At 69.6% G+C, this 19,160-nt stretch carries 19 protein-coding genes; 11 read left to right on the top strand and 8 right to left on the bottom strand.

Annotated elements, in window-relative coordinates:
* Window positions 1-84: 84 nt before the first annotated feature.
* From ELQ90_RS10905 to ELQ90_RS10890, 4 genes are read right to left on the bottom strand one after another with little or no spacing between them, the layout of a single operon-like run.
* The gene (locus tag ELQ90_RS10905) at window positions 85-1,029 is read right to left on the bottom strand and encodes an NUDIX hydrolase (protein WP_128495315.1); all 945 of its coding nucleotides are present in this window, start codon (window positions 1,027-1,029) and stop codon (window positions 85-87) included.
* The gene (locus ELQ90_RS10900; RefSeq protein ID WP_128495314.1) at window positions 1,026-3,200 is read right to left on the bottom strand and encodes an RNA degradosome polyphosphate kinase; all 2,175 of its coding nucleotides are present in this window, start codon (window positions 3,198-3,200) and stop codon (window positions 1,026-1,028) included. The genes ELQ90_RS10905 and ELQ90_RS10900 overlap by 4 nt, the downstream gene beginning before the upstream one ends.
* Before the next feature lie 56 nt (window positions 3,201-3,256).
* Entirely contained in the window at window positions 3,257-4,147 is an 891-nt protein-coding gene (mshD, locus tag ELQ90_RS10895) for a mycothiol synthase (RefSeq protein WP_128495313.1), read from the bottom strand.
* A 54-nt stretch (window positions 4,148-4,201) separates the two neighbouring features.
* Window positions 4,202-4,897, bottom strand: coding sequence for a response regulator transcription factor (locus ELQ90_RS10890; RefSeq protein WP_208020639.1), 696 nt, complete (start codon window positions 4,895-4,897; stop codon window positions 4,202-4,204).
* Between the two features lie 78 nt (window positions 4,898-4,975).
* Between ELQ90_RS10890 and ELQ90_RS10885 the strand changes: the two genes are divergently transcribed.
* From ELQ90_RS10885 to ELQ90_RS10870, 4 genes are all read left to right on the top strand, one after another.
* Window positions 4,976-5,269 carry a hypothetical protein gene (locus ELQ90_RS10885; protein WP_243696138.1) on the top strand — a complete coding sequence of 98 codons (294 nt, stop codon included), beginning with the start codon at window positions 4,976-4,978 and terminating at the stop codon, window positions 5,267-5,269.
* Window positions 5,270-5,455: 186 nt separating this feature from the next.
* Complete coding sequence (locus ELQ90_RS10880) at window positions 5,456-6,052, top strand: nitrobindin family protein (protein WP_128495312.1); 597 nt, start codon at window positions 5,456-5,458, stop codon at window positions 6,050-6,052.
* Window positions 6,052-7,182, top strand: a complete 1,131-nt coding sequence (gene ygfZ, locus ELQ90_RS10875; protein ID WP_128495311.1) for a CAF17-like 4Fe-4S cluster assembly/insertion protein YgfZ — start codon at window positions 6,052-6,054, stop codon at window positions 7,180-7,182. The genes ELQ90_RS10880 and ygfZ overlap by 1 nt, the downstream gene beginning before the upstream one ends.
* A 5-nt stretch (window positions 7,183-7,187) precedes the next feature.
* Window positions 7,188-8,318: an FUSC family protein gene (locus ELQ90_RS10870; RefSeq protein ID WP_243696137.1), complete on the top strand. Its 1,131-nt coding sequence runs from the start codon at window positions 7,188-7,190 to the stop codon at window positions 8,316-8,318.
* 30 nt (window positions 8,319-8,348) lie between these two features.
* Here the strand turns inward: ELQ90_RS10870 and ELQ90_RS10865 are convergent, their stop codons facing one another.
* On the bottom strand, window positions 8,349-9,182 hold the full coding sequence (locus ELQ90_RS10865) for a class I SAM-dependent methyltransferase (RefSeq protein WP_128495310.1): 834 nt from the start codon (window positions 9,180-9,182) through the stop codon (window positions 8,349-8,351).
* Window positions 9,183-9,238: 56 nt separating this feature from the next.
* Between ELQ90_RS10865 and ELQ90_RS10860 the strand changes: the two genes are divergently transcribed.
* Window positions 9,239-9,988 (top strand): phosphoglyceromutase, encoded by a 750-nt coding sequence (locus ELQ90_RS10860; RefSeq protein ID WP_128495309.1) that lies wholly within the window; start codon window positions 9,239-9,241, stop codon window positions 9,986-9,988.
* 102 nt (window positions 9,989-10,090) lie between these two features.
* Here the strand turns inward: ELQ90_RS10860 and phoU are convergent, their stop codons facing one another.
* Entirely contained in the window at window positions 10,091-10,759 is a 669-nt protein-coding gene (phoU, locus tag ELQ90_RS10855; RefSeq protein WP_128495308.1) for a phosphate signaling complex protein PhoU, read from the bottom strand.
* A gap of 185 nt (window positions 10,760-10,944) precedes the next feature.
* On the opposite strand from phoU, the gene ELQ90_RS10850 reads away from it, so the two are divergent.
* Together ELQ90_RS10850 and ELQ90_RS10845 are read left to right on the top strand one after the other, a co-directional pair.
* Window positions 10,945-12,114, top strand: coding sequence for a sensor histidine kinase (locus ELQ90_RS10850; RefSeq protein WP_128495307.1), 1,170 nt, complete (start codon window positions 10,945-10,947; stop codon window positions 12,112-12,114).
* Window positions 12,111-12,791 carry a response regulator transcription factor gene (locus tag ELQ90_RS10845; RefSeq protein WP_128495306.1) on the top strand — a complete coding sequence of 227 codons (681 nt, stop codon included), beginning with the start codon at window positions 12,111-12,113 and terminating at the stop codon, window positions 12,789-12,791. Before ELQ90_RS10850 ends, ELQ90_RS10845 begins: the two co-directional genes overlap by 4 nt.
* 72 nt (window positions 12,792-12,863) lie before the next feature.
* On the opposite strand, the gene ELQ90_RS10840 is transcribed toward ELQ90_RS10845, so the two are convergent.
* Entirely contained in the window at window positions 12,864-13,358 is a 495-nt protein-coding gene (locus ELQ90_RS10840) for a hypothetical protein (protein ID WP_128495305.1), read from the bottom strand.
* Window positions 13,359-13,519: 161 nt separating this feature from the next.
* On the opposite strand from ELQ90_RS10840, the gene ELQ90_RS10835 reads away from it, so the two are divergent.
* The 4 genes from ELQ90_RS10835 to rlmB all read left to right on the top strand — a co-directional run bounded on the left by ELQ90_RS10835 (window position 13,520) and on the right by rlmB (window position 17,748).
* Window positions 13,520-14,002, top strand: a complete 483-nt coding sequence (locus tag ELQ90_RS10835) for a CarD family transcriptional regulator (RefSeq protein WP_128495304.1) — start codon at window positions 13,520-13,522, stop codon at window positions 14,000-14,002.
* Window positions 14,003-14,117: 115 nt separating this feature from the next.
* Window positions 14,118-15,296 carry a 2-C-methyl-D-erythritol 4-phosphate cytidylyltransferase gene (ispD, locus tag ELQ90_RS10830; RefSeq protein WP_128495303.1) on the top strand — a complete coding sequence of 393 codons (1,179 nt, stop codon included), beginning with the start codon at window positions 14,118-14,120 and terminating at the stop codon, window positions 15,294-15,296.
* A 9-nt stretch (window positions 15,297-15,305) separates the two neighbouring features.
* Window positions 15,306-16,730, top strand: a complete 1,425-nt coding sequence (gene cysS / locus ELQ90_RS10825; RefSeq protein WP_128495302.1) for a cysteine--tRNA ligase — start codon at window positions 15,306-15,308, stop codon at window positions 16,728-16,730.
* Window positions 16,717-17,748 (top strand): 23S rRNA (guanosine(2251)-2'-O)-methyltransferase RlmB, encoded by a 1,032-nt coding sequence (rlmB, locus tag ELQ90_RS10820; protein WP_128495301.1) that lies wholly within the window; start codon window positions 16,717-16,719, stop codon window positions 17,746-17,748. The genes cysS and rlmB overlap by 14 nt, the downstream gene beginning before the upstream one ends.
* Window positions 17,749-17,808: 60 nt before the next feature.
* Here rlmB and ELQ90_RS10815 read toward each other — a convergent pair whose 3' ends face one another.
* Window positions 17,809-19,104: a DUF4032 domain-containing protein gene (locus ELQ90_RS10815; protein WP_128495300.1), complete on the bottom strand. Its 1,296-nt coding sequence runs from the start codon at window positions 19,102-19,104 to the stop codon at window positions 17,809-17,811.
* Between the last annotated feature and the right edge of the window lie 56 nt (window positions 19,105-19,160).

The raw sequence follows: 19,160 nt of genomic DNA, 5'->3' as shown, positions 1-19,160 counted from the left end.
GCCTCCATCACGTTGGTAAACAACAGGTGAACGACTGTTGTCCGTCGTGCGCGGCCCCCGCGTCAGCACGCGGGACCGCCGGGTTCAGACGCGCGGCTCGTGCGTCTCGATCGAGATGATCCCCGAGGCTGGCGCCGTCGCGGACACGTGGACGACGGAGAAGGCCGCGGGCTCGAGGTCGGCGGCGCTCGAGAGGTAGGAGCCGGCAGGAGTCGCCGTCGCGAGGGCGATCTCCCGCAGGATGAGGGGGAGGAGCGGGCCGTGACTGCACAGCACGGCGGCCTTGCCCGAGGCGATCCTCTTCCCGACGACGGCGCGCACGTCGGCCTCGCCCGTCTCGTACGAGTTCTGGCTGAGGTCGTCGGTGACGCGCGCCTTCCGCCCGAGGGCGGCGGCGAGGGGAGCGACGGTCGTGACGCAGCGGACCGCCGAGCTCGAGACGATGCGGCGGGGGCCCCAGGCGAGCAGACTCGGCACGATCGACGCGGCTTGCGTCACACCGCGCGCGGTGAGGGGACGGGACGCGTCGGAGCCCCTCCACTCGCTGTGCGCCGTCGCCTTGGCATGACGCAGCACGATGATCGGGAAGGTCGACGTGACGCCCTCGTCGAGGAGCTTCGAGAAATGCCGGAGGATCTCGACGTCCTGGTCGTAGCTCGCATAGGCGAGCGCGCGTTTCACCGTGACCCACTCGAGCGCGGCGATCTCGGCGTTCGGGACGAATGTCGACGCGAGGACCGCGGCGTCGGACACCTCGGCGGCCCAGTAGTGCACGATCTTCTCGCGTCCCGAGTGGACGCGGTACTGGGCCGCTCCGAGCGGGACGCCGAGGGTCACGGACAGCCCGGTCTCCTCCTTGATCTCGCGGACGGCGGTCTGTGGAAGGCTCTCACCCGGGTCGACCTTGCCCTTGGGGATCGTGACGTCGCCGTAGGCGGTCCGGTGCACGAGGAGCACCATGACCTTGCCGTCGACGACACGCCAGCAGACGGCGCCGGCGGCGTAGATCGCGGAGTGGTCGTGGCTCATCGGCGCGACCGCGACCGACGACGGGTGGCGACGCTCCGCATGACCTTCTCCTGCAGGTCGACGAGCCGGTGCCCCTGCTCATCGCTCGCGTGCCGCGTCCACGTGCCGTCGGCGTCGAGGTACCAGGACATCGTGCCCTCGTCCATGGCGAGGTCGAAGAGCGCCTCGATCTCCGCGAGGTGGTTCGGGTCGGTGAGGCGCACGAGGGCCTCGACGCGACGATCGAGGTTGCGGTGCATCATGTCGGCGCTGCCGATGTACGTCTTCTGCTCGCCGTCGCCGACGAAGCTGAAGATGCGCGAATGCTCGAGGTAGCGTCCGAGCACGGAACGCACGCGGATGGTCTCGCTCATCCCGGGGACGCCGGGCTTCAGGCTGCAGATGCCGCGCACCCAGATGTCGATCGGGACCCCGGCCTGGCTCGCGCGGTACAGGCCGTCGATGATCGCCTCGTCGACGATCGAGTTGACCTTGATCCGGATCCCGGAGGGGCGACCCGCCTCGGCGTTGCGGCGCTCGGTGTCGATCGCCTTGAGCAGTCCCTTCCGGAGGTGGAGGGGCGCGACGAGGAGTCGCTTGAACTTCTTCTCGATCGCGTAGCCGGAGAGCTCGTTGAAGAGGCGCGTCAGGTCCTTGCCGACCTGATCGTCCGCGGTGAAGAGACCGAAGTCCTCGTAGATGCGGCTCGTCTTCGGGTTGTAGTTGCCGGTCCCGATGTGGGAGTAGTGCCGGAGGGTGTTGCCCTCCTGGCGGATCACGAGGGCGAGCTTGCAGTGCGTCTTGAGGCCGACGAGCCCGTAGACGACGTGCACGCCGGCCTTCTCGAGCTTGCGGGCCCACGTGATGTTGTTGGCCTCGTCGAAGCGCGCCTTGATCTCGACGAGGGCGAGCACCTGCTTGCCGGCCTCGGCCGCGTCGATGAGCGCCTCGATGATGGGGGAGTCGCCCGATGTGCGGTAGAGCGTCTGCTTGATCGCGAGCACGTTCGGGTCGGCCGCCGCCTGCTCGAGGAACGCCTGGACACTCGTCGCGAACGACTCGTAGGGGTGGTGGACGAGGACGTCGCGCTTCGAGACGGCCTGGAAGATGTCGGACTTGCCGTTCGGCTCGTTCGGCTGCAGCTGCAGCGCGGTCGACGGCACGTGCTTCGGGTAGCGCAGGTCGGGGCGGTCAAGCCCCGAGAGAGAGAAGAGTCCGCCGAGGTCGAGCGGTCCCTGCAGGCGGTAGACCTCGCGGTCGGTGATGTCGAGTTCGCGCACGAGCAGTCCGAGGGTCACGTCGTCCATGTCCTCGGTGATCTCGAGGCGGATCGGCGGTCCGAAGCGACGGCGGAGCAGCTCGCGCTCGAGGGCCTGGATGAGGTTCTCGGACTCGTCCTCCTCGATCTCCATGTCCTCGTTGCGCGTCACGCGGAACACGTGGTGCTCGAGGATCTCCATGCCGGGGAAGAGGTAGTCGAGGTGCTCGGCGATGAGGTCCTCGAGCGTGATGTACCGGACGGCCTCGGGGGACTTCGCCGTATCGACGGGCACGAAGCGCGGGAGCATCTGGGGCACCTTGAGACGGGCGAACTCCTCACGCCCCGTCTTCGTGTTGCGCACACGGATGGAGAGGTTGAGCGAGAGCCCCGAGATGTAGGGGAAGGGGTGCGCCGGGTCCACCGCGAGCGGCATGAGGACGGGGAAGATCTGCGAGGAGAAGTACTCCCCGAGGTCCGTCTTGACCTCGTCGGCGAGCGTGTCCCACGTGACGACGGTGATGCCGGCGTCCGCGAGGGCCGGAGCGACGAGGTCGTGCCACACCGCGGCGTGGCGGGATTGGAGTTCGTGGGCGGCGACGAGGATGTCGTCGAGGGCGTCGCTCGGGGAGATCCCGTTGTTCGTGGGCACCGCGATGCCCGTGGCGATGCGGCGCTTCAGGCCCGCGACGCGCACCATGAAGAACTCGTCGAGGTTCGAGGAGAAGATCGCGAGGAAGTTGGCCCGTTCGAGAACCGGGAGCGAGTCGTCCTCGGCGAGCTCCAGCACGCGCTTGTTGAACGCGAGCCAGCTCAGCTCACGATCGAGGTAGCGGTGGTCCGGAAGCGCCGGGTCCTCTTCCTCGAAGACGGGGTCGAAGTCGTCGTCGTCACGGTCGAGGCCTGCATCGGTGGCGAATGTCTCGGGAACCATCCCCACATCTTGTCACCAGCACAGCACGGGTTTCGACCGGGGTGGTGAACTTCCCGTTAACGCGCCGCTCGGCGGCGGTACTGCACGTCGACCGCGTGATCCGAGAAGCCCAGGGAACGGTACAACCGCGTCGCGCGCTCGTTGTCGGCCTCGACGTAGAGGGCCGCCGTCGCGACACCCGAGGAACGCAACCGCTCGAGGCCCGCCTCCATGAGGGTGCGGCCGATCCCGGATCCCGCGTGGTCGGGATGCACGCCGACGGCGTAGACCTCGCCGATGCCGTCCTCGACCTTGAGCCAGATGGATCCGACGAGCACTGCGTCGGTGTTCCTCGCGAGCAGGAAGTCCGCGGGGTCGAACCATGGCTCGCGCTCCCGGGCGATCACGTCGTCGACCGTGAGCTTGCCCTGCTCGGGGTGGTCGGCGAACGCGAGCGCATTGAGCGCGACCCACTCGCCCTCGTCGCGACCGGGGACGAAGGGGGAGATCGCGAGGTCGGTCCGTGGCGCGGCGGCTACAGCGCCGCTCTCGAGCGGCATCCGCAGCTGGAGCAGGGTACGCGCGCGGTCGAAGCCGTGCCGAGAGGCGAGCGCCGCTGCTGCCGGGTGGTCTCCGTGCGCCCACGCCGACAGCGTCGGCGGAGCGCTCCCGACGAGGGCGGAGAGGGCCGCGTCGCCGTAGCCGTACGAGCGCCACTCCGGATCGATCGTGAACTCGAGTTCGCCCTGGCCGAGGATCGCGGCCCCGATGACGGTCTCGCTGTCGTCCTCCTCGCTCGGCACGATCGCCGTGATGAGTGTGCGTGAGCCGGTGCGGGCGTCGAGTCTCGCCTGATCGTTGAAGGGCGGCTGGCCGTCGATCGCCTGCGCGCGCCTCTCGAGCATCCCGAAGTCGTCGGCGACCCCGGGCTCGTTCAGGTCACGGACGCGGAGTCGGAGTCGACGCATCGTCGTCCTGGGTCAGGCGGGGGAGTGCGAGGCGGAACATCGTCGTCCTCGTGCTCACGCGGTCGGGGTGGTGGTCTGAGCGGGAGCGGCGTCGTCCTCGTACACGTTGAAGCGATAGCCGACGTTGCGCACCGTGCCGATGAGCTGCTCGAGATCGCCGAGCTTCGCGCGCAGTCGTCGGACGTGCACGTCCACGGTCCGGGTGCCACCGAAGTAGTCGTAGCCCCACACCTCGCTGAGGAGCTGCTCGCGCGTGAACACGCGGGACGGGTGCGTCGCGAGGAAGCGGAGGAGTTCGAACTCCTTGAAGGTGAGGTCGAGGGGGCGGCCCTGGACCTTCGCGGAGTAGCTGGCCTCGTCGATGACAACGCCAGAGGTCTGGATCTTGCTCGCTGACTGCTCCTGGGCCTGCCGCCCGATCGCGAGTCGGATGCGGGCGTCGACCTCGGCGGGACCGGCGGAATCCAGCACGACGTCGTCGACGCCCCAGTCGGCGCTCACGGCGGTGAGTCCGCCCTCGGTGAGGATGAGGAGGAGGGGCACGGCGATGCCCGTTGTCGTCAGGATCTTGCACAGGGACTTCGCCGCGGCGAGGTCGCGCCGCGCGTCGACCATGATGAGATCGCTGCCGGGTGCGTTGACGAGCTGGGCGGGTTGCGCCGGGATCTGCCGCACGCGGTGACTGAGGAGTCCGAGGGACGGGAGCACCTCCGCGCCGGCGGCCGATGTCAGGATGAGTAGCTGCGCCAAGCGTGTCCTCCGGATCGTGACTGGGACAATACTATGCCAGTGGTCACGGCCGTCCGCGCCGTCGGGCATCATGGAGGCATGAGCGAGCGGTCGATGGACGTGCAGGATCGGCCGTGGGTCGGCGTCGTGGCGGTGTGGGTCGTGACGGCGCTCGCGGCGATCGCGATCGGCGTCTTCGCCGAGCCGGACACGCGCTTCGCCTGGCTCGGGGTCGCGCTCGCCGGCAGCGTGCTCGTGACCTTCGGCATCCAGCTCGCCGGCGGCGTCACGGCCGGCTACCTCACGCGCGTCTCGATCAGCGTGAGCGGAGCCGTCGTCGTGCTCGTGCTCAGCTCGATCGTCATCGCCATCGCGTCCCTCTTCGCCCTCTGATCGTCGGGTCCGGATCGGTCGCTCGGGACGGCCTGCCAGGGGGTTCCGGCGGGTAGACTCGACGCATGCTCGCGCTCGAACTCTTCTACCTCGGTCTCCTCGGTCTCGCCAGCCTCGCGATCGCCTACGTCTCCGGCGTCGTCATCTACAACCTCTACCGCGGCCAGCGCTGACGGTCGACCCGACGTGATCGAGATCCCGATCGGCCTTCCCGCCGAACTCGTCCCGCTGTCCTGGCTCATCGGCGTGTGGGAGGGATCCGGCGTCATCGACTACGCCGTGGGCGACGGTTCCGTGTCGCGTGAGTTCGGGCAGCGCGTCTCGTTCAGCCATGACGGCCTCCCGTACCTCAACTACACGTCGTACACGTGGCTCGACGATGAGGAGCGCACCCCCCTCGTCGCGGAGAGCGGCTATTGGCGCCTCCACCGCACCCAGCTCGAGGGGGACCCGGGCCCGGCGATGCTGCCGGCCACCGCACCGCGGCCGTTCACGACGGCCGAATCCGTCGAGACGCTCCGCAACTCCGACGGCGGCTTCGACCTCGAGGTCGCGCTCGTCCACCCCGGTGGGGTCAGCGAGCTCTACCTCGGGCAGGTGAAGGGACCGCGCATCGACCTCGCGACCGATGCCGTCATGCGCACCGCCGGTTCCAAGCCCTACGCGGCGGCGACCCGGCTCTACGGCCTCGTCGACGCCCACCTGCTGTGGGCGTGGGATGTCGCCGCGATGGGGCAGGATCTCCGCACCCATGCATCGGCCCGCCTCGCGAAGGTCGACTGATGACCGATTCGGTGTTCTCGTCCCTTCCGGGCGCCGTCCTGCCCGAGTCGATCGACGACGCGGCCGACGTCGTCCGCGTTCCGCTGCACTACGGCGACCCCATCCGCGAACAACGTGTGCTCGAGGACGGTCGGGCCATCGTCGACGCGTCCGACCTCGGCATCGTCTCCCTCGTGGGCGACGACCGCCTCCGGCTGCTGCACTCCCTGACGTCGCAGGATCTCGAGCGCCTCGCGCCGGGGGAGTCAGCCGAGACACTCGTCCTCGACCCGCAGGGACGCCTCGAGTACGCCGCGCGCGTGCTCGACGACGGCGAGACCACGTGGCTCGTGCTCGACCCGGGGTTCGCCGCCCCGCTCGCCGCGTGGCTCGATCGCATGCGCTTCATGCTGCGCGTCGAGGTGGCCGATCGCTCGGCCGATTTCGCCGTGGTCGCGTCGACGCGCGTCATCGATGAGCTCCCCGTCGCCGCGCCCTCCGCCGTCCGGCTCGACTGGATCGACCCGTGGGCCTCCGTCGTCGCGGGAGGCTGGCAGTATGCCGCGTCGGATCACCCGGGTGCCGGTCGCTCGTGGGTGGAGTCCCTCGTCGCGCGCGACAAGCTGCCGGAGGTCGTCGAGCTCGTCAGCTCCGGTCGGCTGGCCGCCGCCGGTTCCCTCGCGGCGGAGGCGCTCCGCGTGGCCGCGTGGCGTCCGCGTCAGCTCGCGGAGGCCGACGACCGCACGATTCCCCACGAGCTCGACTGGCTGCGCACCGCCGTCCACCTCGAGAAGGGCTGCTACCGCGGGCAGGAGACGGTGGCGAAGGTGCACAACCTCGGGCACCCTCCTCGCCGCATCGTCATGCTCCACCTCGATGGGAGCGACGCCGTCCTCCCCGCCCACGGCGCCGTCGTCACGGCCGAGCGCGACGGGGTGGAGCGCGAGGTCGGCCATGTCACGTCCTCCGCGATCCATCATGACCTCGGCCCCGTCGCCCTCGCGGTGATCAAGCGGGCTGTGCCCTCCGACGTCGTCCTCTCGATCCGCGTCGACGACACCGTCGTCGCGGCGGCTCAGCAGACGATCGTGCCCCAGGGTGCCGGTGCCACGACCGACGTGCCGCGCCTCCCGCGCCTCGGCCGCGGCTGAGTGCGGTGACGGACGAACCCGATCCCGTCGGCGATCGGCCGAGCCCCTCGGGCCGCGCGGAGCGCTTGCGACGACGCCTGGCGTCGACTCTCTCCGTGCGCCGGGCCGGGACGTCGCTCCCCGCGATCCTGCAGATCACGGTCGCCGCGATCGGCGGCTACGTATTCGCCCGGGAGGTGCTGGGGCACGACGTGCCGCTCCTCGCCGTCACCGTGTCGCTCTCGAGTCTCGGTTTCGTGCGCGACGCGCGACCCGCTCGTGTCCTCGAGACCGCGATCGGCATGACGCTCGGGATCGCCGTCGCCGAGGTCATCGTCCTGACCTTCGGCCAGGGCGTCCTGCAACTCGCCGTCGTCCTCGCGGTGACACTCGTCGTCGCGCGTGCGTTGTCGCCTGCTGGAGCGTTCGCGATCGCCGCGGCCATCCAGTCGACCCTCGTCGTGCTCCTGCCCGCTCCCGACGGCGGCCCGTTCATCCGCGTCGTCGACGGCGTCGTGGGCGGCGCCGTCGCCCTCCTCGCGACGGCGCTCATCCCTCGCGATCCGCGTCGGACGGCCGTCCGCGAGGCGCGAGCGGTCTTCGACGAGTTCCTCGCCGTGACGGCGGCGCTCGTGACGGCGGCGCGATTCGGGGACCGGTCCGAGGCCGACCTCGCCCTCGCACGCGTCCGCGGCACCCAACCGCTTCTCGACGCCTGGAAGACGTCCCTCGAATCCGCCCAGGCGATCGTTCGCGTCTCCCCGCTCGTCCGACGTCACCGCGGCGAACTCGAACGTCAGGCGACGATGCTCGCCGGCATGGACCTCGCCGTGCGGAATCTCCGGGTGATCGCGCGCCGCATCGACTACGTGAGCCGTGACGGCCGTGGTCGCCCGGGTATCGCCGACGTCCTCGCGCGGGTCGTCACGGCGGTGACCCTCTTGTCCGCGAGTCTCGAGGACATCTCCCAACTCCCGATCGCCCGACGGTCGCTCGAGGAGCTCGCGCGCCACGTCGGTCCAGAGGAGGTCGTCGGCGCGAGCGAATCCGTGTCGGAGCAGGCCCTCGCGATCGCGGTGCGTCCGCTCATCGTCGATCTGCTCGTCGCGACGGGGCTGCCCCTCGCCGACGCTCAGGAACTGCTCCCGCCCACCTGAGGTCAGCACCGCGTCGATCGGCCCGGCCGGTCAGTGCCCGGGAAGGACCGCACCGTCGTCCGGAGCGACGTCGGACCACGGCACCGTGAGTTCACCGAGCCGCCAGCGATTCCGGCCCCCGATGACCGTGCGGCCGGAAGAACGGAGACCGTCGACGGACGCGACGAAACGCTGGACCGGACCGTACGTCCCGAGCGGCGCGTTCCGCAGCCACTGCCGGTCGAGCTCCTCGAGTAGTGCGTGTACGCGCTCGCCGGGGACGTTCCGGTGGATGAGCGCCTTGGGCAGTCTCTCGGCGACGATCGATGGTCGCTCCAGTCCGGCGAGCCGTAGGGAGAGGGAGAACGTCGCTTGACCATCCCGCGGGATCGTGACCCAGCTGGCGATGCGTCCGAGCTCGTCGCACGTGCCCTCGACGAGCGCTCCGCTGGGGGAGAGGTGATCAGCCATGCGCCGCCAGGCGTCGGTGACCTCGCTCTCGTCGTACTGTCGGAGCACGTTGAAGGCGCGGATGACATCGGCGGGGGAGCCGTCCGGAGTCGGCGTCTCGAAACCGCCGAGTCCGATCGTGACGGCGAGGTCGCTCGGAAAGGAGGTCCGTCCTGCGCGCACCTCCTCGAGTTGCGCCCGCGCCGTCGCCACGCGTGCTGGGTCGATCTCGAGACCGTGGACGCGCACGCCCGGTCGCGACCGTCGGAGTCGCGATGCGAGCTCGAAGGCCGTGACCCCGCTCGCCCCGAAACCGAGGTCGACGACGAGAGGCGACTCCGCCGTCGTGAAGGCCCTCGACCGCGCGATGAAACGGTCGACTCGGCGCAGACGATTGGTGTTCGTCGTCCCGCGTGTGATCTCCCCGATGGGCATGCCTCCATCCTCGCAGGCACCCGCGGTGGAGCGACCCCGCCCGATAGGCTGGAGGCATGTCAGAGCCCTATACCCTCGTGCTCCTGCGGCACGGAAACAGCGACTGGAACCAGAAGAACCTCTTCACCGGATGGGTCGACGTGCGACTCAGCGACCAGGGTGTCGCCGAGGCCAAGCGCGCGGGAGATCTCCTCGTCGAAGCCGGCATCGAGGCGGACGTCCTCTACACGTCCGTGCTCACGCGTGCCATCCAGACGGCGAATCTCGCGCTCGAGGTCGCCGACCGGTTGTGGATCCCGGTCAAGAGGTCCTGGCGGCTCAACGAGCGCCACTACGGCGCGCTCCAGGGCAAGGACAAGGCGCAGACCCTCGCGGAGTACGGCCAGGAGCAGTTCATGACCTGGCGTCGCTCGTTCGACGTCCCGCCGCCGCCCATCGACGCTGACGACCAGTACTCGCAGGCGAACGACCCCCGTTACGCCGGCATCGACGGCGACATCCCGGCGACCGAATGCCTCAAGGACGTCATCGCCCGCATGCTGCCGTACTGGGAATCGGACATCACCGTCGACCTCGCGGCCGGCAGGACCGTCCTCGTGACGGCCCACGGCAATTCGCTTCGCGCCCTCGTGAAGCACCTCGACGGCATCTCGGACGACGAGATCTCCGAGCTCAACATCCCGACCGGGATCCCGCTCGTCTACAAGCTCGACGCGGACTTCCGCCCGATCGAGCCGGGGCAGTACCTCGACCCGGAGGCCGCCGCTGCCGGTGCCGCTGCGGTTGCCGCCCAGGGCAAGAAGTAGTCGACCGCTTCGCCGGTAGCGATACGACACAGAGCGGGCCTCGGTCCCGTCTCCCGCGAGGGGAGGGGGACCGGGGCCCGCTCTGTCGGTCGTGCCGTGGCGTCAGACGCTCGAGGGCGTGGTGCTCTCGGGAGCCCAGTCTCCCGTCGCGAGGTACTGGACCTTCTTCGCGATCGAGACCGCGTGGTCGGCGAAGCGCTCGTGGTAGCGCGAGGCGAGGGTCGCGTCGACCGTCGCTGCGGTCTCACCCTTCCACGTCTCACCGAGGACCTTGTCGAAGACGCTCAAGTGCAGGTCGTCGATGAGGTCGTCCTCGTCCCGGATCTCCTCGGCGATGCGGGTGTCCTCTGAGCGGAGCAACTCGGCGAGCTTGCGCGCGATCTCCACGTCGAGTCGTCCCATCTCGGCGAAGGTCGACCGGAGGCCCCGCGGGACGGCGCGCTCGGGGAAGCGCGAGCGGGCGAGCTGGGCGATGTGCTCGGCCATGTCGCCCATGCGCTCGAGCGACGCGCTGATGCGCAAGGCGCTCACGACGATCCGCAGGTCACGCGCGACCGGCTGCTGACGCGCGAGGATCGTGATGGCGAGCTCGTCGAGCTCCACGGTGAGGCCGTCGATGCGGTTGTCGTTCTCGATGACCTCTTCGGCCCGGGCGACGTCGGACTCGTTGAAGGCGTGGACGGCGCCTTCGATCGAGATGGCGACGAGCTCGGCGATCTCGACGAGGCGGTGCTGGACTTCGTGCAGCTCCTGCTGGAACACTTCGCGCATTAAAAGGATCACTCTCTCGTTCGGGTGCGGGCGCTGACGCTCGATTCGTCGGCCACGCCGTCGTGTCAACGATGCCGTCGGAAGGTTAACGGACGGTGCCGGGACGATGAACACTCCAGGACGACCCGCGCAATTCCGGGGGCCGTGGTCCGATCGTCTTCACAGCGTGCCTCTAATCTAGTCTCATGGAGTCCCCTTGGGTGGTGCTCGCCGCCGTGGCTCTCGGAGCCCTCATGGGCGCCGCATTCACGAGCTTCGTGTACCTGGCGTTCCGCCGGAGTGAACGTGTGGCGAACGTCGCGTCGCCGAAAGTACCCGACGGAGTGGACCAGATCCTCGACGCGCTCGAGAGCGCGGGCATCGTCCTCGACCCCTCCGCGAACGTCGTGAAGGCCTCGCCGGGAGCGGTCGCGATGGGGCTCGTCCGCGGTGGTGTGCTCGTCCACGAGGAGATCGACCGCCTCGCGATCTCGGTCCGATCGACGGGTGAACGCGCGGTCATGGAGCTCGAGCTCGGGAAGGGTCGCTTCGGCGAGGCGAACGCGACGATACGCGTGCGCGCCGCCCGTCTCGGCACGCGGTTCATCCTCGTCCTCGCCGAGGACATCACCGAGGCGAAGCGTCTCGACGAGGTGCGGCGCGACTTCATCGCGAACATCAGCCACGAGCTCAAGACCCCCATCGGCGCGGTCGGGCTGCTCGCCGAGGCGTTGCAGTCGGCCGCCGACGATCCCGACCAGGTCCGCCGATTCGCGACGAAGATGAGCGCTGAGGCTGCTCGCCTCGCGAAGATCACCGCGGAGATCATCGAGCTCTCGCGACTCCAGGCCGCCGATGCCCTCGCCCGGCCGGAGCTCATCGATGTCGACCACATCGTCGCGGCGGCCATCGATCAGAGTCGCGTCCTCGCCGAGTCATCGGGGATCGAACTCGTCGGGGCCCGCGCCAAGGGCCTCGCGGTGTACGGGGACGAGCCGTTGCTCATCGTCGCGGTCCACAACCTCATCACCAACGCCATCGCGTACTCGTCTCCGGGCGGGCGCGTCGGGGTCGGGGCACGCGGGGTAGACGGCGCCGTCGAGATCGCCGTCACCGACCAGGGGATCGGTATCGCCGACGAGGACAAGGAGCGCGTCTTCGAACGCTTCTTCCGGGTGGACGAGGCCCGATCCCGCCGCACCGGCGGCACAGGGCTCGGCCTCGCCATCGTCAAGCACACCGTCCAGAACCACGGCGGAGAGGTGAAGGTGTGGTCCCAGCTCGGCCGGGGCTCGACCTTCACGATCCGTCTGCCGCAAGCACCGCAGGACGCCACAGCCTCCAGCGGACGATCCAAGAGAAAGGTCTCGCGATGACCAGCATCCTGCTCGTCGAGGACGAAGAATCCCTCAGCGAACCCCTGGCCTACCTGCTCGGACGCGAGGGCTACGAGGTGCGGGTCGCCGCGGACGGGCCGACGGCCGTCGACGACTTCGTGACCCACGGCGCCGACCTCGTGCTGCTCGACCTCATGCTCCCCGGTATCCCGGGCACGGAGGTGTGCCGGCAGATCCGCGCCGTGTCGACCGTGCCGATCATCATGCTCACGGCGAAGGACTCGGAGGTGGACATCGTGGTCGGGCTCGAGCTCGGCGCCGACGACTACGTGACGAAGCCCTATTCCACGCGCGAGCTGCTCGCTCGCGTCCGCGCGGTCCTTCGACGCCGCGGTCCCGACGTCGACGAGGCGGAGTCGCTCCTCGAGGCTGGCACCGTGCAGATGGACGTCGACCGCCACACCGTGACGGTGCGCGGCGAGGAGGTGTCGATGCCGCTCAAGGAGTTCGAGCTGCTCGAGCTCCTCCTCCGCAACGCCGGTCGCGTGCTCACCCGCGGTCAGCTCATCGACCGGGTGTGGGGGAGCGACTACTTCGGGGACACCAAGACGCTCGACGTCCACATCAAGCGCATTCGCTCGCGCATCGAGGAGAAACCGTCGGAGCCCGTCATGCTCGTGACGGTGCGCGGGCTGGGGTACCGCTTCGAGCCCTGATCCTCACGGGCTGCGACGACGGCCATGCCGCTCACCTCGGTGCACAGCATGGCCGTCGTCGTCGTACGGGGACTACTCCGAGGGGACCGGTGTCGGGGTGAGGGTCGCGTACTCGGAGAAGGTGTCCTGCTCGAGCACGGGCACCGCCGCCTCGTCGCCTTCTTCGCGTCCGTAGGAGAAGAACACGGGCACGATCGACCCGGGCTCGGCTCCGAGCGGGTCGAGCTCGAGGCGCTGCTCGTCGCCGGCGCTGAACGTGGTCGTCGTTCCGCCGTCGACCGTGACGGTGAACTCCTGGCGGTCCTCGCCCGAGCCGACCTGGATGGACAGCGCGTGGGGGGAGCTGCCCTTGTTGATGACGGTCGCGAGGAGGAAGCCCGTGTCCTCGCCGTCGGCGAAGACGATGGCGTTGCGCACCGCGATCTCGCCGACCGTCGCGCTCACGCCGTCGCTCGGGTCGTAGACCTTGAGCGTCGCTTGCGGTGCGAACAGGTTGCACGAGGTCGTGCCGAGGGCGACGGCCGCCGCGAGGACGATCGACGCGGTGATGCGGGCGCGAGTTCTCACAGGGGTGCCTCCAGCGGAAGGGACGCAGCGCTCGGCGGACCGGCGTGCATCGGTTCGGTTGTCGACACTAGCCTAGCGTCGCCGCGGGACGGCGCTGGTTAGGCGGACCTTACTCCGAGACGCCTGTGGTATCCTGGGAGACGCTGAAGGGATACTATTCCATGCTTTTTGAGGTTGGCGAGACAGTCGTTTACCCCCACCACGGAGCCGCGACGATCGCGGAAGTGAAGACTCGGGTCATCAAGGGCGAGGAGAAGCTCTATCTGAAGCTCCACGTCACGCAGGGTGATCTCGTCATCGAGGTTCCGGCCGAGAACGTCGACCTCGTCGGCGTACGAGACGTCATCGGCAAGGAGGGCCTCGAGCGCGTCTTCGACGTTCTGCGGGCGCCGTTCACCGAGGAGCCCACGAACTGGTCGAGGCGCTACAAGGCCAACCTCGAGAAGCTCGCGTCCGGCGATGTCATCAAGGTGAGCGAGGTCGTCCGCGACCTGTGGCGCCGTGACCAGGACCGCGGCCTCTCCGCCGGTGAGAAGCGCATGCTCGCGAAGGCTCGTCAGATCCTCGTGTCGGAGCTCGCTCTCGCGGAGAAGACCGACGAGGAGAAGGCCTCGACGGTCCTCGACGAGGTCCTCGCCTCCTGAGACTCCCATCGCCGCCGGTTCGCCGGCGGCGATGTCGTTTAACCGACAGCGGTCGGCGGTGAACGGTGGGGACCGTCAGCACGGCACGACGCAGCCATCCGGGTACTGTCGGAGCATGAGCGTCGAGCCGGATACCGCTGTCGTCGTCGTCGCCGCGGGAGACGGCACACGTCTCGCCCTCGGGCGACCGAAGGCTCTCGTGCCCCTCGGTGGGGCAACGATCCTCGAGCGGGCCCTCCACGGCGTCCTGGGAATGCCACGCGGCGTCCAGATCGTCGTCGTGGCGCCGCCGTCGGGGATGGCCGAGGCGCGGCAGGTGTCCGAACGTGCCGTGGGAGTCGCAGCGGACGCGCTCACCATCGTGCCCGGGGGACCATCGCGCACCGCCTCCGTCCGCGCCGGACTCGCGGTCCTCCTGCCGTCGGTCGTGACGGTCCTCGTGCACGACGCCGCTCGCGCGCTCACACCGCCCTCGCTTCTCACGATGATCGCCGACGCGGTGGCGTCGACGGGTGAGGCGGTGGTGCCGGGGCTGCCCGTCGTCGACACCGTCAAAGAGGTCGCGACGGACGGGCTCGTCCTCGGAACCGTCGACCGAGACCGGTTGCGCGCCGTCCAGACCCCGCAGGGGTTCCCTCGTCACCTCCTCGAGCGCGCCTACGCCGACGTCTCGGACGAACACACCGACGACGCCGCGACGGTCGCCGCACTCGGTGGGACCGTCCGGATCGTCGAGGGGGACGAGCGCGCATTCAAGATCACCACACGCTGGGACCTCCGCCGCGCGGAACTCCTCCTCGACGCGGGCGGGCTCCGCACGGGTGTCGGAGTGGACGTGCACGGAACGGGCGGTGACGGCACGCTCCGTCTCGCCGGACTCGACTGGCCGGGGGAGCGGGCGCTCGCAGGACACAGCGACGGCGACGCCGTCGCCCACGCGATCGTCGACGCGCTCCTCGGCGCTGCGGGCCTCGGAGACATCGGTGCAATGTTCGGCACCGACGACCCGGCTTTCGCCGGTGCGGCCGGCGACGTCTTCGTGCGCGCGGCCGTCGAGGCCCTGCGGCGGGCCGGCTTCACGCCCGTCAACGTCTCCGTGCAGCTCGTCGGCAACCGCCCGCGGTTCTCGCCGCGACGGCTCGAGGCCGAACGGATGATGACCGCCATGGTCGGGGCTCCCGTGAGCATCACGGCGACGACGACCGACGGTCTCGGGTTCACGGGACGAGGTGAGGGCGTCACGGCGATCGCGTCGGCGCTCGTGAGATCACAGCGGGACGACGTCCTCGAATAGGCTGGGGCCGTGACACTCCGACTCCACGACTCTCGCACGGCGACGCTGCGCGACTTCGTCCCGCTCGTCCCCGGCTCCGTCGGGATGTACGTCTGCGGTCCGACCGTGCAGTCCTCTCCCCACATCGGGCACCTCCGCTCCGCTCTCGTCTACGACCTCCTGCGGCGCTGGTTGAGCGTCTCCGGCTACTCCGTGACCCTCGTGCGCAACGTGACCGACATCGACGACAAGGTGCTGCAGAACGCGAGCGACTCGGAGGAGTGGTGGGCTCTCGCGTATCGCATGGAGCTCGAGTTCTCGGCCGCGTACCGCGCCCTCGGCATCCTCCCGCCGAGCTACGAGCCGCGGGCCACCGCGAGCGTGCCCCAGATGCACGAGATCATCGAGCGGCTCGTCGAGCGCGGCCACGCGTATCCCGCGAGCGACGGTTCGGGAGACGTCTACTTCGACGTGACGAGTTGGCCGTCCTACGGCGAGCTCACGCGGCAGCGCGTCGACGCGATGGAGGCGGCGACCGACGCGGACCCGCGCGGAAAGCGCGACCCGCACGACTTCGCCCTCTGGAAGGGCGCGAAGCCCGAGGAACCCGCGTCCGCGGTGTGGTCGAGTCCCTGGGGCGACGGCCGCCCGGGCTGGCACATCGAGTGCTCCGCGATGTCGCGGCGCTACCTCGGAGACGAGTTCGACATCCACGGCGGCGGGCTCGACCTGCGCTTCCCACACCACGAGAACGAACTCGCCCAGTCGACGGCCGCCGGCTTCCCGTTCGCGCGCTACTGGGTGCACAACGGTCTCGTGAACGTCGGCGGACAGAAGATGTCGAAGTCGATCGGCAACTCGATCTTCGCGGCGGACCTGCTCGCGTCCGCACGACCCATCGCCGTCCGCTACGCTCTCGCGTCTGCGCACTACCGGTCGACGATCGACTTCCACGACGGCGCCCTCGCGGACGCCGAGGCGGCGATCGACCGCATCGAGAGCTTCCTCGAGCGCGCGGAGCGGCGCGTCTCCGGGACGCGCTTCGAGGGCGGCATCCTTCCCGCGGTCCCGCAGGCCTTCGCCGACGCGCTCGACGACGACCTGGGCGTTCCCCAGGCGCTCGCGGTTCTCCACGACACCGTCCGGGCCGGCAACCAGGCGATCGACGCCGACGACGTGCACGCCGCGGCGGTCGCCGAGGCCGAGGTCCGTGCGATGGCCGAGGTGCTCGGGATCGACCCGCGATCCCCCGAGTGGCGCTCGACGAGCGGCGACGGCTCGACGGAGCGAGCGCTCGACGCCCTCGTCATGCGCCTCGTCGAGGAACGCCGCGTGGCGCGCGGCAACAAGGACTTCGCGACGGCCGATCGGATCCGCAACGATCTGTCCGCCGTCGGCATCGTGATCGAAGACACCCCCTCAGGCACACACTGGAGCATCGATGGCAGCAGGTAAGAACCGCGCAGGTGCTGTGCGGAAGACGAAGAAGGGCCCCCTCAAGGGCACGGGCGGCAACGGACGGCAAGCGCTCGAAGGCAAGAAGCCGACGCCCAAGGCGGAAGACCGACCGTACCACCCCGCCGGCAAGCGGAAGGCCGCTCAGGAGCGTCTGGAGCAGGCGCGCGGCGGCCGCGGCGGCGGTCGTGGTGCCGCGACCGCGGCGAGCTCGCCGCAATCGCGCCGACAGGATCAGCAGCGGAAGGCGCGCAAGCAGGACGACGTCGAGATCGTCACGGGACGCAACGCCGTCGTCGAGGCGCTGCGAGCGAAGATCCCCGCGACGGCCCTCCACATCGCCGCTCGTATCGAGGTCGACGATCGCGTCAAGGAGATCCTCCAGATCGCCACGAAGCGCGGCGTCCCGATTCTCGAGGTCATGAGGCCGGAGCTCGATCGGCTCGCCGGACCGGACGGCGTCCACCAGGGCGTCGCACTCAAGGTGCCGCCCTACGAATACGCGCACCCCGTCGACCTGCTCGAGAGCGTCCTCGAATCCGGCCGCACACCGCTCTTCGTGGCGCTCGACGGCATCACCGATCCCCGGAACCTCGGCGCCATCATCCGTTCGACGGCGGCCTTCGGTGGACAGGGCGTCATCGTCCCGCAGCGTCGCTCCGTCGGCGTCACGGCGTCGGCGTGGAAGACCTCGGCCGGTGCAGCGGCACGCGTGCCCGTGGCGATGGCGACGAACCTGACGCAGACGCTCAAGGCGTTCAAGGAGGCCGGGGCGTTCGTGATCGGTCTCGACGGGGGCGGCGACGTCGACCTCCCGGGCCTCGACCTCGCGGACCGTCCGCTCGTCGTCGTGGTCGGTAGCGAAGGCAAGGGACTCTCGCGGCTCGTCACGGAGACGTGCGACGCGATCGTCTCCATCCCGATCGGTGCGGACACCGAATCGCTCAACGCGGGGATCGCCGCCTCCGTGACCCTCTACGAGATCTCGACGGCCCGCGCCCGCGCCACCGCTCGCTGACGCCGGTCCTGACGTTCCCGCGGGCGCTCGACTCCTCGAGCGCCCGCGGGAACGTCGTCTCTAGACGCGTTCGCGCCAATCGACGTCGTCGTCGTCCTCGGCCAGATCGACCGGCACCGCGATCGACTCGGTGGGCGGGTTGATGACGGTCGCCTCGTCGCGCCGGTGCCGCAGTACATCGTTGACGTAGGACGTCAGCGCCTCGGCGAGGGGGACGTCGCGCTGCTCGCGTTGCGACATGAACCAGCGGTGCTCGAGCAGCTGGTGGAAGACCTCGGCCGGCTCGAGCTTCCCGCGCAGGTCGCGAGGGATCGAGGTCACGACGGGTTCGAAGACGCGCATCAGCCACTCGTGCGCGACCTGCTCCTCGTCGACCTCGTGACCGTCACGGCTGAGGGAGGCGGAGTACGAGTCGAGGTCGTTGAGGAGGCGTCTCGCCTGGTTCTCTCCCGTGTCGAGGCCCGTGAGACGGATGAGGCGCCGCTGGTGGTGCCCGGCGTCCACGACCTTCGGCTGGATGCGCACCGTCGTTCCGCCCTCGTCGGTGCGGATCGCGAGTTCCTCGATGTCGAAGCCGAGGTCGTTGAGCCGCTGGACCCGCTCGTTGATGCGCCAGCGGTCGCTCGAGGCGAAGACCTCTGACCCGGTGAGCTCCTTCCAGAGCGAGCGGTAGGACGCGACGATGCCGTTCGACACCTCGACGGGATCGAGCTCCTCGTCGGCGCGGCCGCCCGCCTGCAGGTCCATGAGCTCTCCGGCGATGTTGACGCGCGCGATCTCGAGGTCGTTCTCACGCTGGCCGTTCGAGAGGCCGCCGTCGAACAGCTTGCCCGTCTCCGCGTCCACGAGGTACGCGGCGAAGGCTCCGGCGTCGCGCCGGAACAGTGTGTTGGAGAGGGAGACGTCGCCCCAGAAGAACCCGACGATGTGCAGCCGGACGAGGAGGACGGCGAGGGCGTCGACGAGCCGGGTCGCGGTGTCGGGGCGGAGCATCTGCGAGAACAGCGCGCGATAGGGCAGGGAGAACTTGAGGTGACGGGTCACGAGGACCGAGGCGAGCGGGCTCCCGTCGTCGTCCATCCGTCCCGCGACGACCGCGAGGGGATCGACGCACGGGATGTCGAGGCGCTGCAGGGTACGCAGCATGTCGTACTCGCCCCGCGCCATCTCTGTCGTCGTCTCCTTGACCGCGATGACGTAGCCCGAGAGGTAGGCGAAACGCACGAGGTGGCGGGAGATGCCCTTCGGCAGCGAGGCGATGGTCTCGCTCGGCCACTCGTCGAGCGGGAGGTTCCACGGGAGGTCGAGGAGCGCGGGATCGACCGTCGCGGAGGTGATGCTGAGGGATGCGCTCATGTCAGGGCGTCGCTTTCGTGGAGTGCGGGGGACCGACGTCGGGGAAAAGGAGAACG

Source organism: Labedella phragmitis (assembly GCF_004078635.1).
In the GTDB taxonomy this organism is placed as follows: Bacteria; Actinomycetota; Actinomycetes; order Actinomycetales; family Microbacteriaceae; genus Labedella; species Labedella phragmitis.
This window is presented reverse-complemented; position numbering and strand designations above follow the sequence as displayed.

Bases quoted from the DNA above. Each gene is read 5' to 3' on its own strand.
- ELQ90_RS10865 (WP_128495310.1), bottom strand. From the start codon at position 9,182: ATGCCCATCGGGGAGATCACACGCGGGACGACGAACACCAATCGTCTG.
- ELQ90_RS10845 (WP_128495306.1), top strand. From the start codon at position 12,111: ATGACCAGCATCCTGCTCGTCGAGGACGAAGAATCCCTCAGCGAACCC.
- ELQ90_RS10900 (WP_128495314.1), bottom strand. From the start codon at position 3,200: ATGGTTCCCGAGACATTCGCCACCGATGCAGGCCTCGACCGTGACGAC.
- ELQ90_RS10850 (WP_128495307.1), top strand. From the start codon at position 10,945: ATGGAGTCCCCTTGGGTGGTGCTCGCCGCCGTGGCTCTCGGAGCCCTC.
- ygfZ (WP_128495311.1), top strand. From the start codon at position 6,052: ATGACCGATTCGGTGTTCTCGTCCCTTCCGGGCGCCGTCCTGCCCGAG.
- rlmB (WP_128495301.1), top strand. From the start codon at position 16,717: ATGGCAGCAGGTAAGAACCGCGCAGGTGCTGTGCGGAAGACGAAGAAG.
- ELQ90_RS10885 (WP_243696138.1), top strand. From the start codon at position 4,976: ATGAGCGAGCGGTCGATGGACGTGCAGGATCGGCCGTGGGTCGGCGTC.
- ELQ90_RS10905 (WP_128495315.1), bottom strand. From the start codon at position 1,029: ATGAGCCACGACCACTCCGCGATCTACGCCGCCGGCGCCGTCTGCTGG.
- phoU (WP_128495308.1), bottom strand. From the start codon at position 10,759: ATGCGCGAAGTGTTCCAGCAGGAGCTGCACGAAGTCCAGCACCGCCTC.
- ELQ90_RS10835 (WP_128495304.1), top strand. From the start codon at position 13,520: ATGCTTTTTGAGGTTGGCGAGACAGTCGTTTACCCCCACCACGGAGCC.
- ispD (WP_128495303.1), top strand. From the start codon at position 14,118: ATGAGCGTCGAGCCGGATACCGCTGTCGTCGTCGTCGCCGCGGGAGAC.
- mshD (WP_128495313.1), bottom strand. From the start codon at position 4,147: ATGCGTCGACTCCGACTCCGCGTCCGTGACCTGAACGAGCCCGGGGTC.
- ELQ90_RS10815 (WP_128495300.1), bottom strand. From the start codon at position 19,104: ATGAGCGCATCCCTCAGCATCACCTCCGCGACGGTCGATCCCGCGCTC.
- ELQ90_RS10860 (WP_128495309.1), top strand. From the start codon at position 9,239: ATGTCAGAGCCCTATACCCTCGTGCTCCTGCGGCACGGAAACAGCGAC.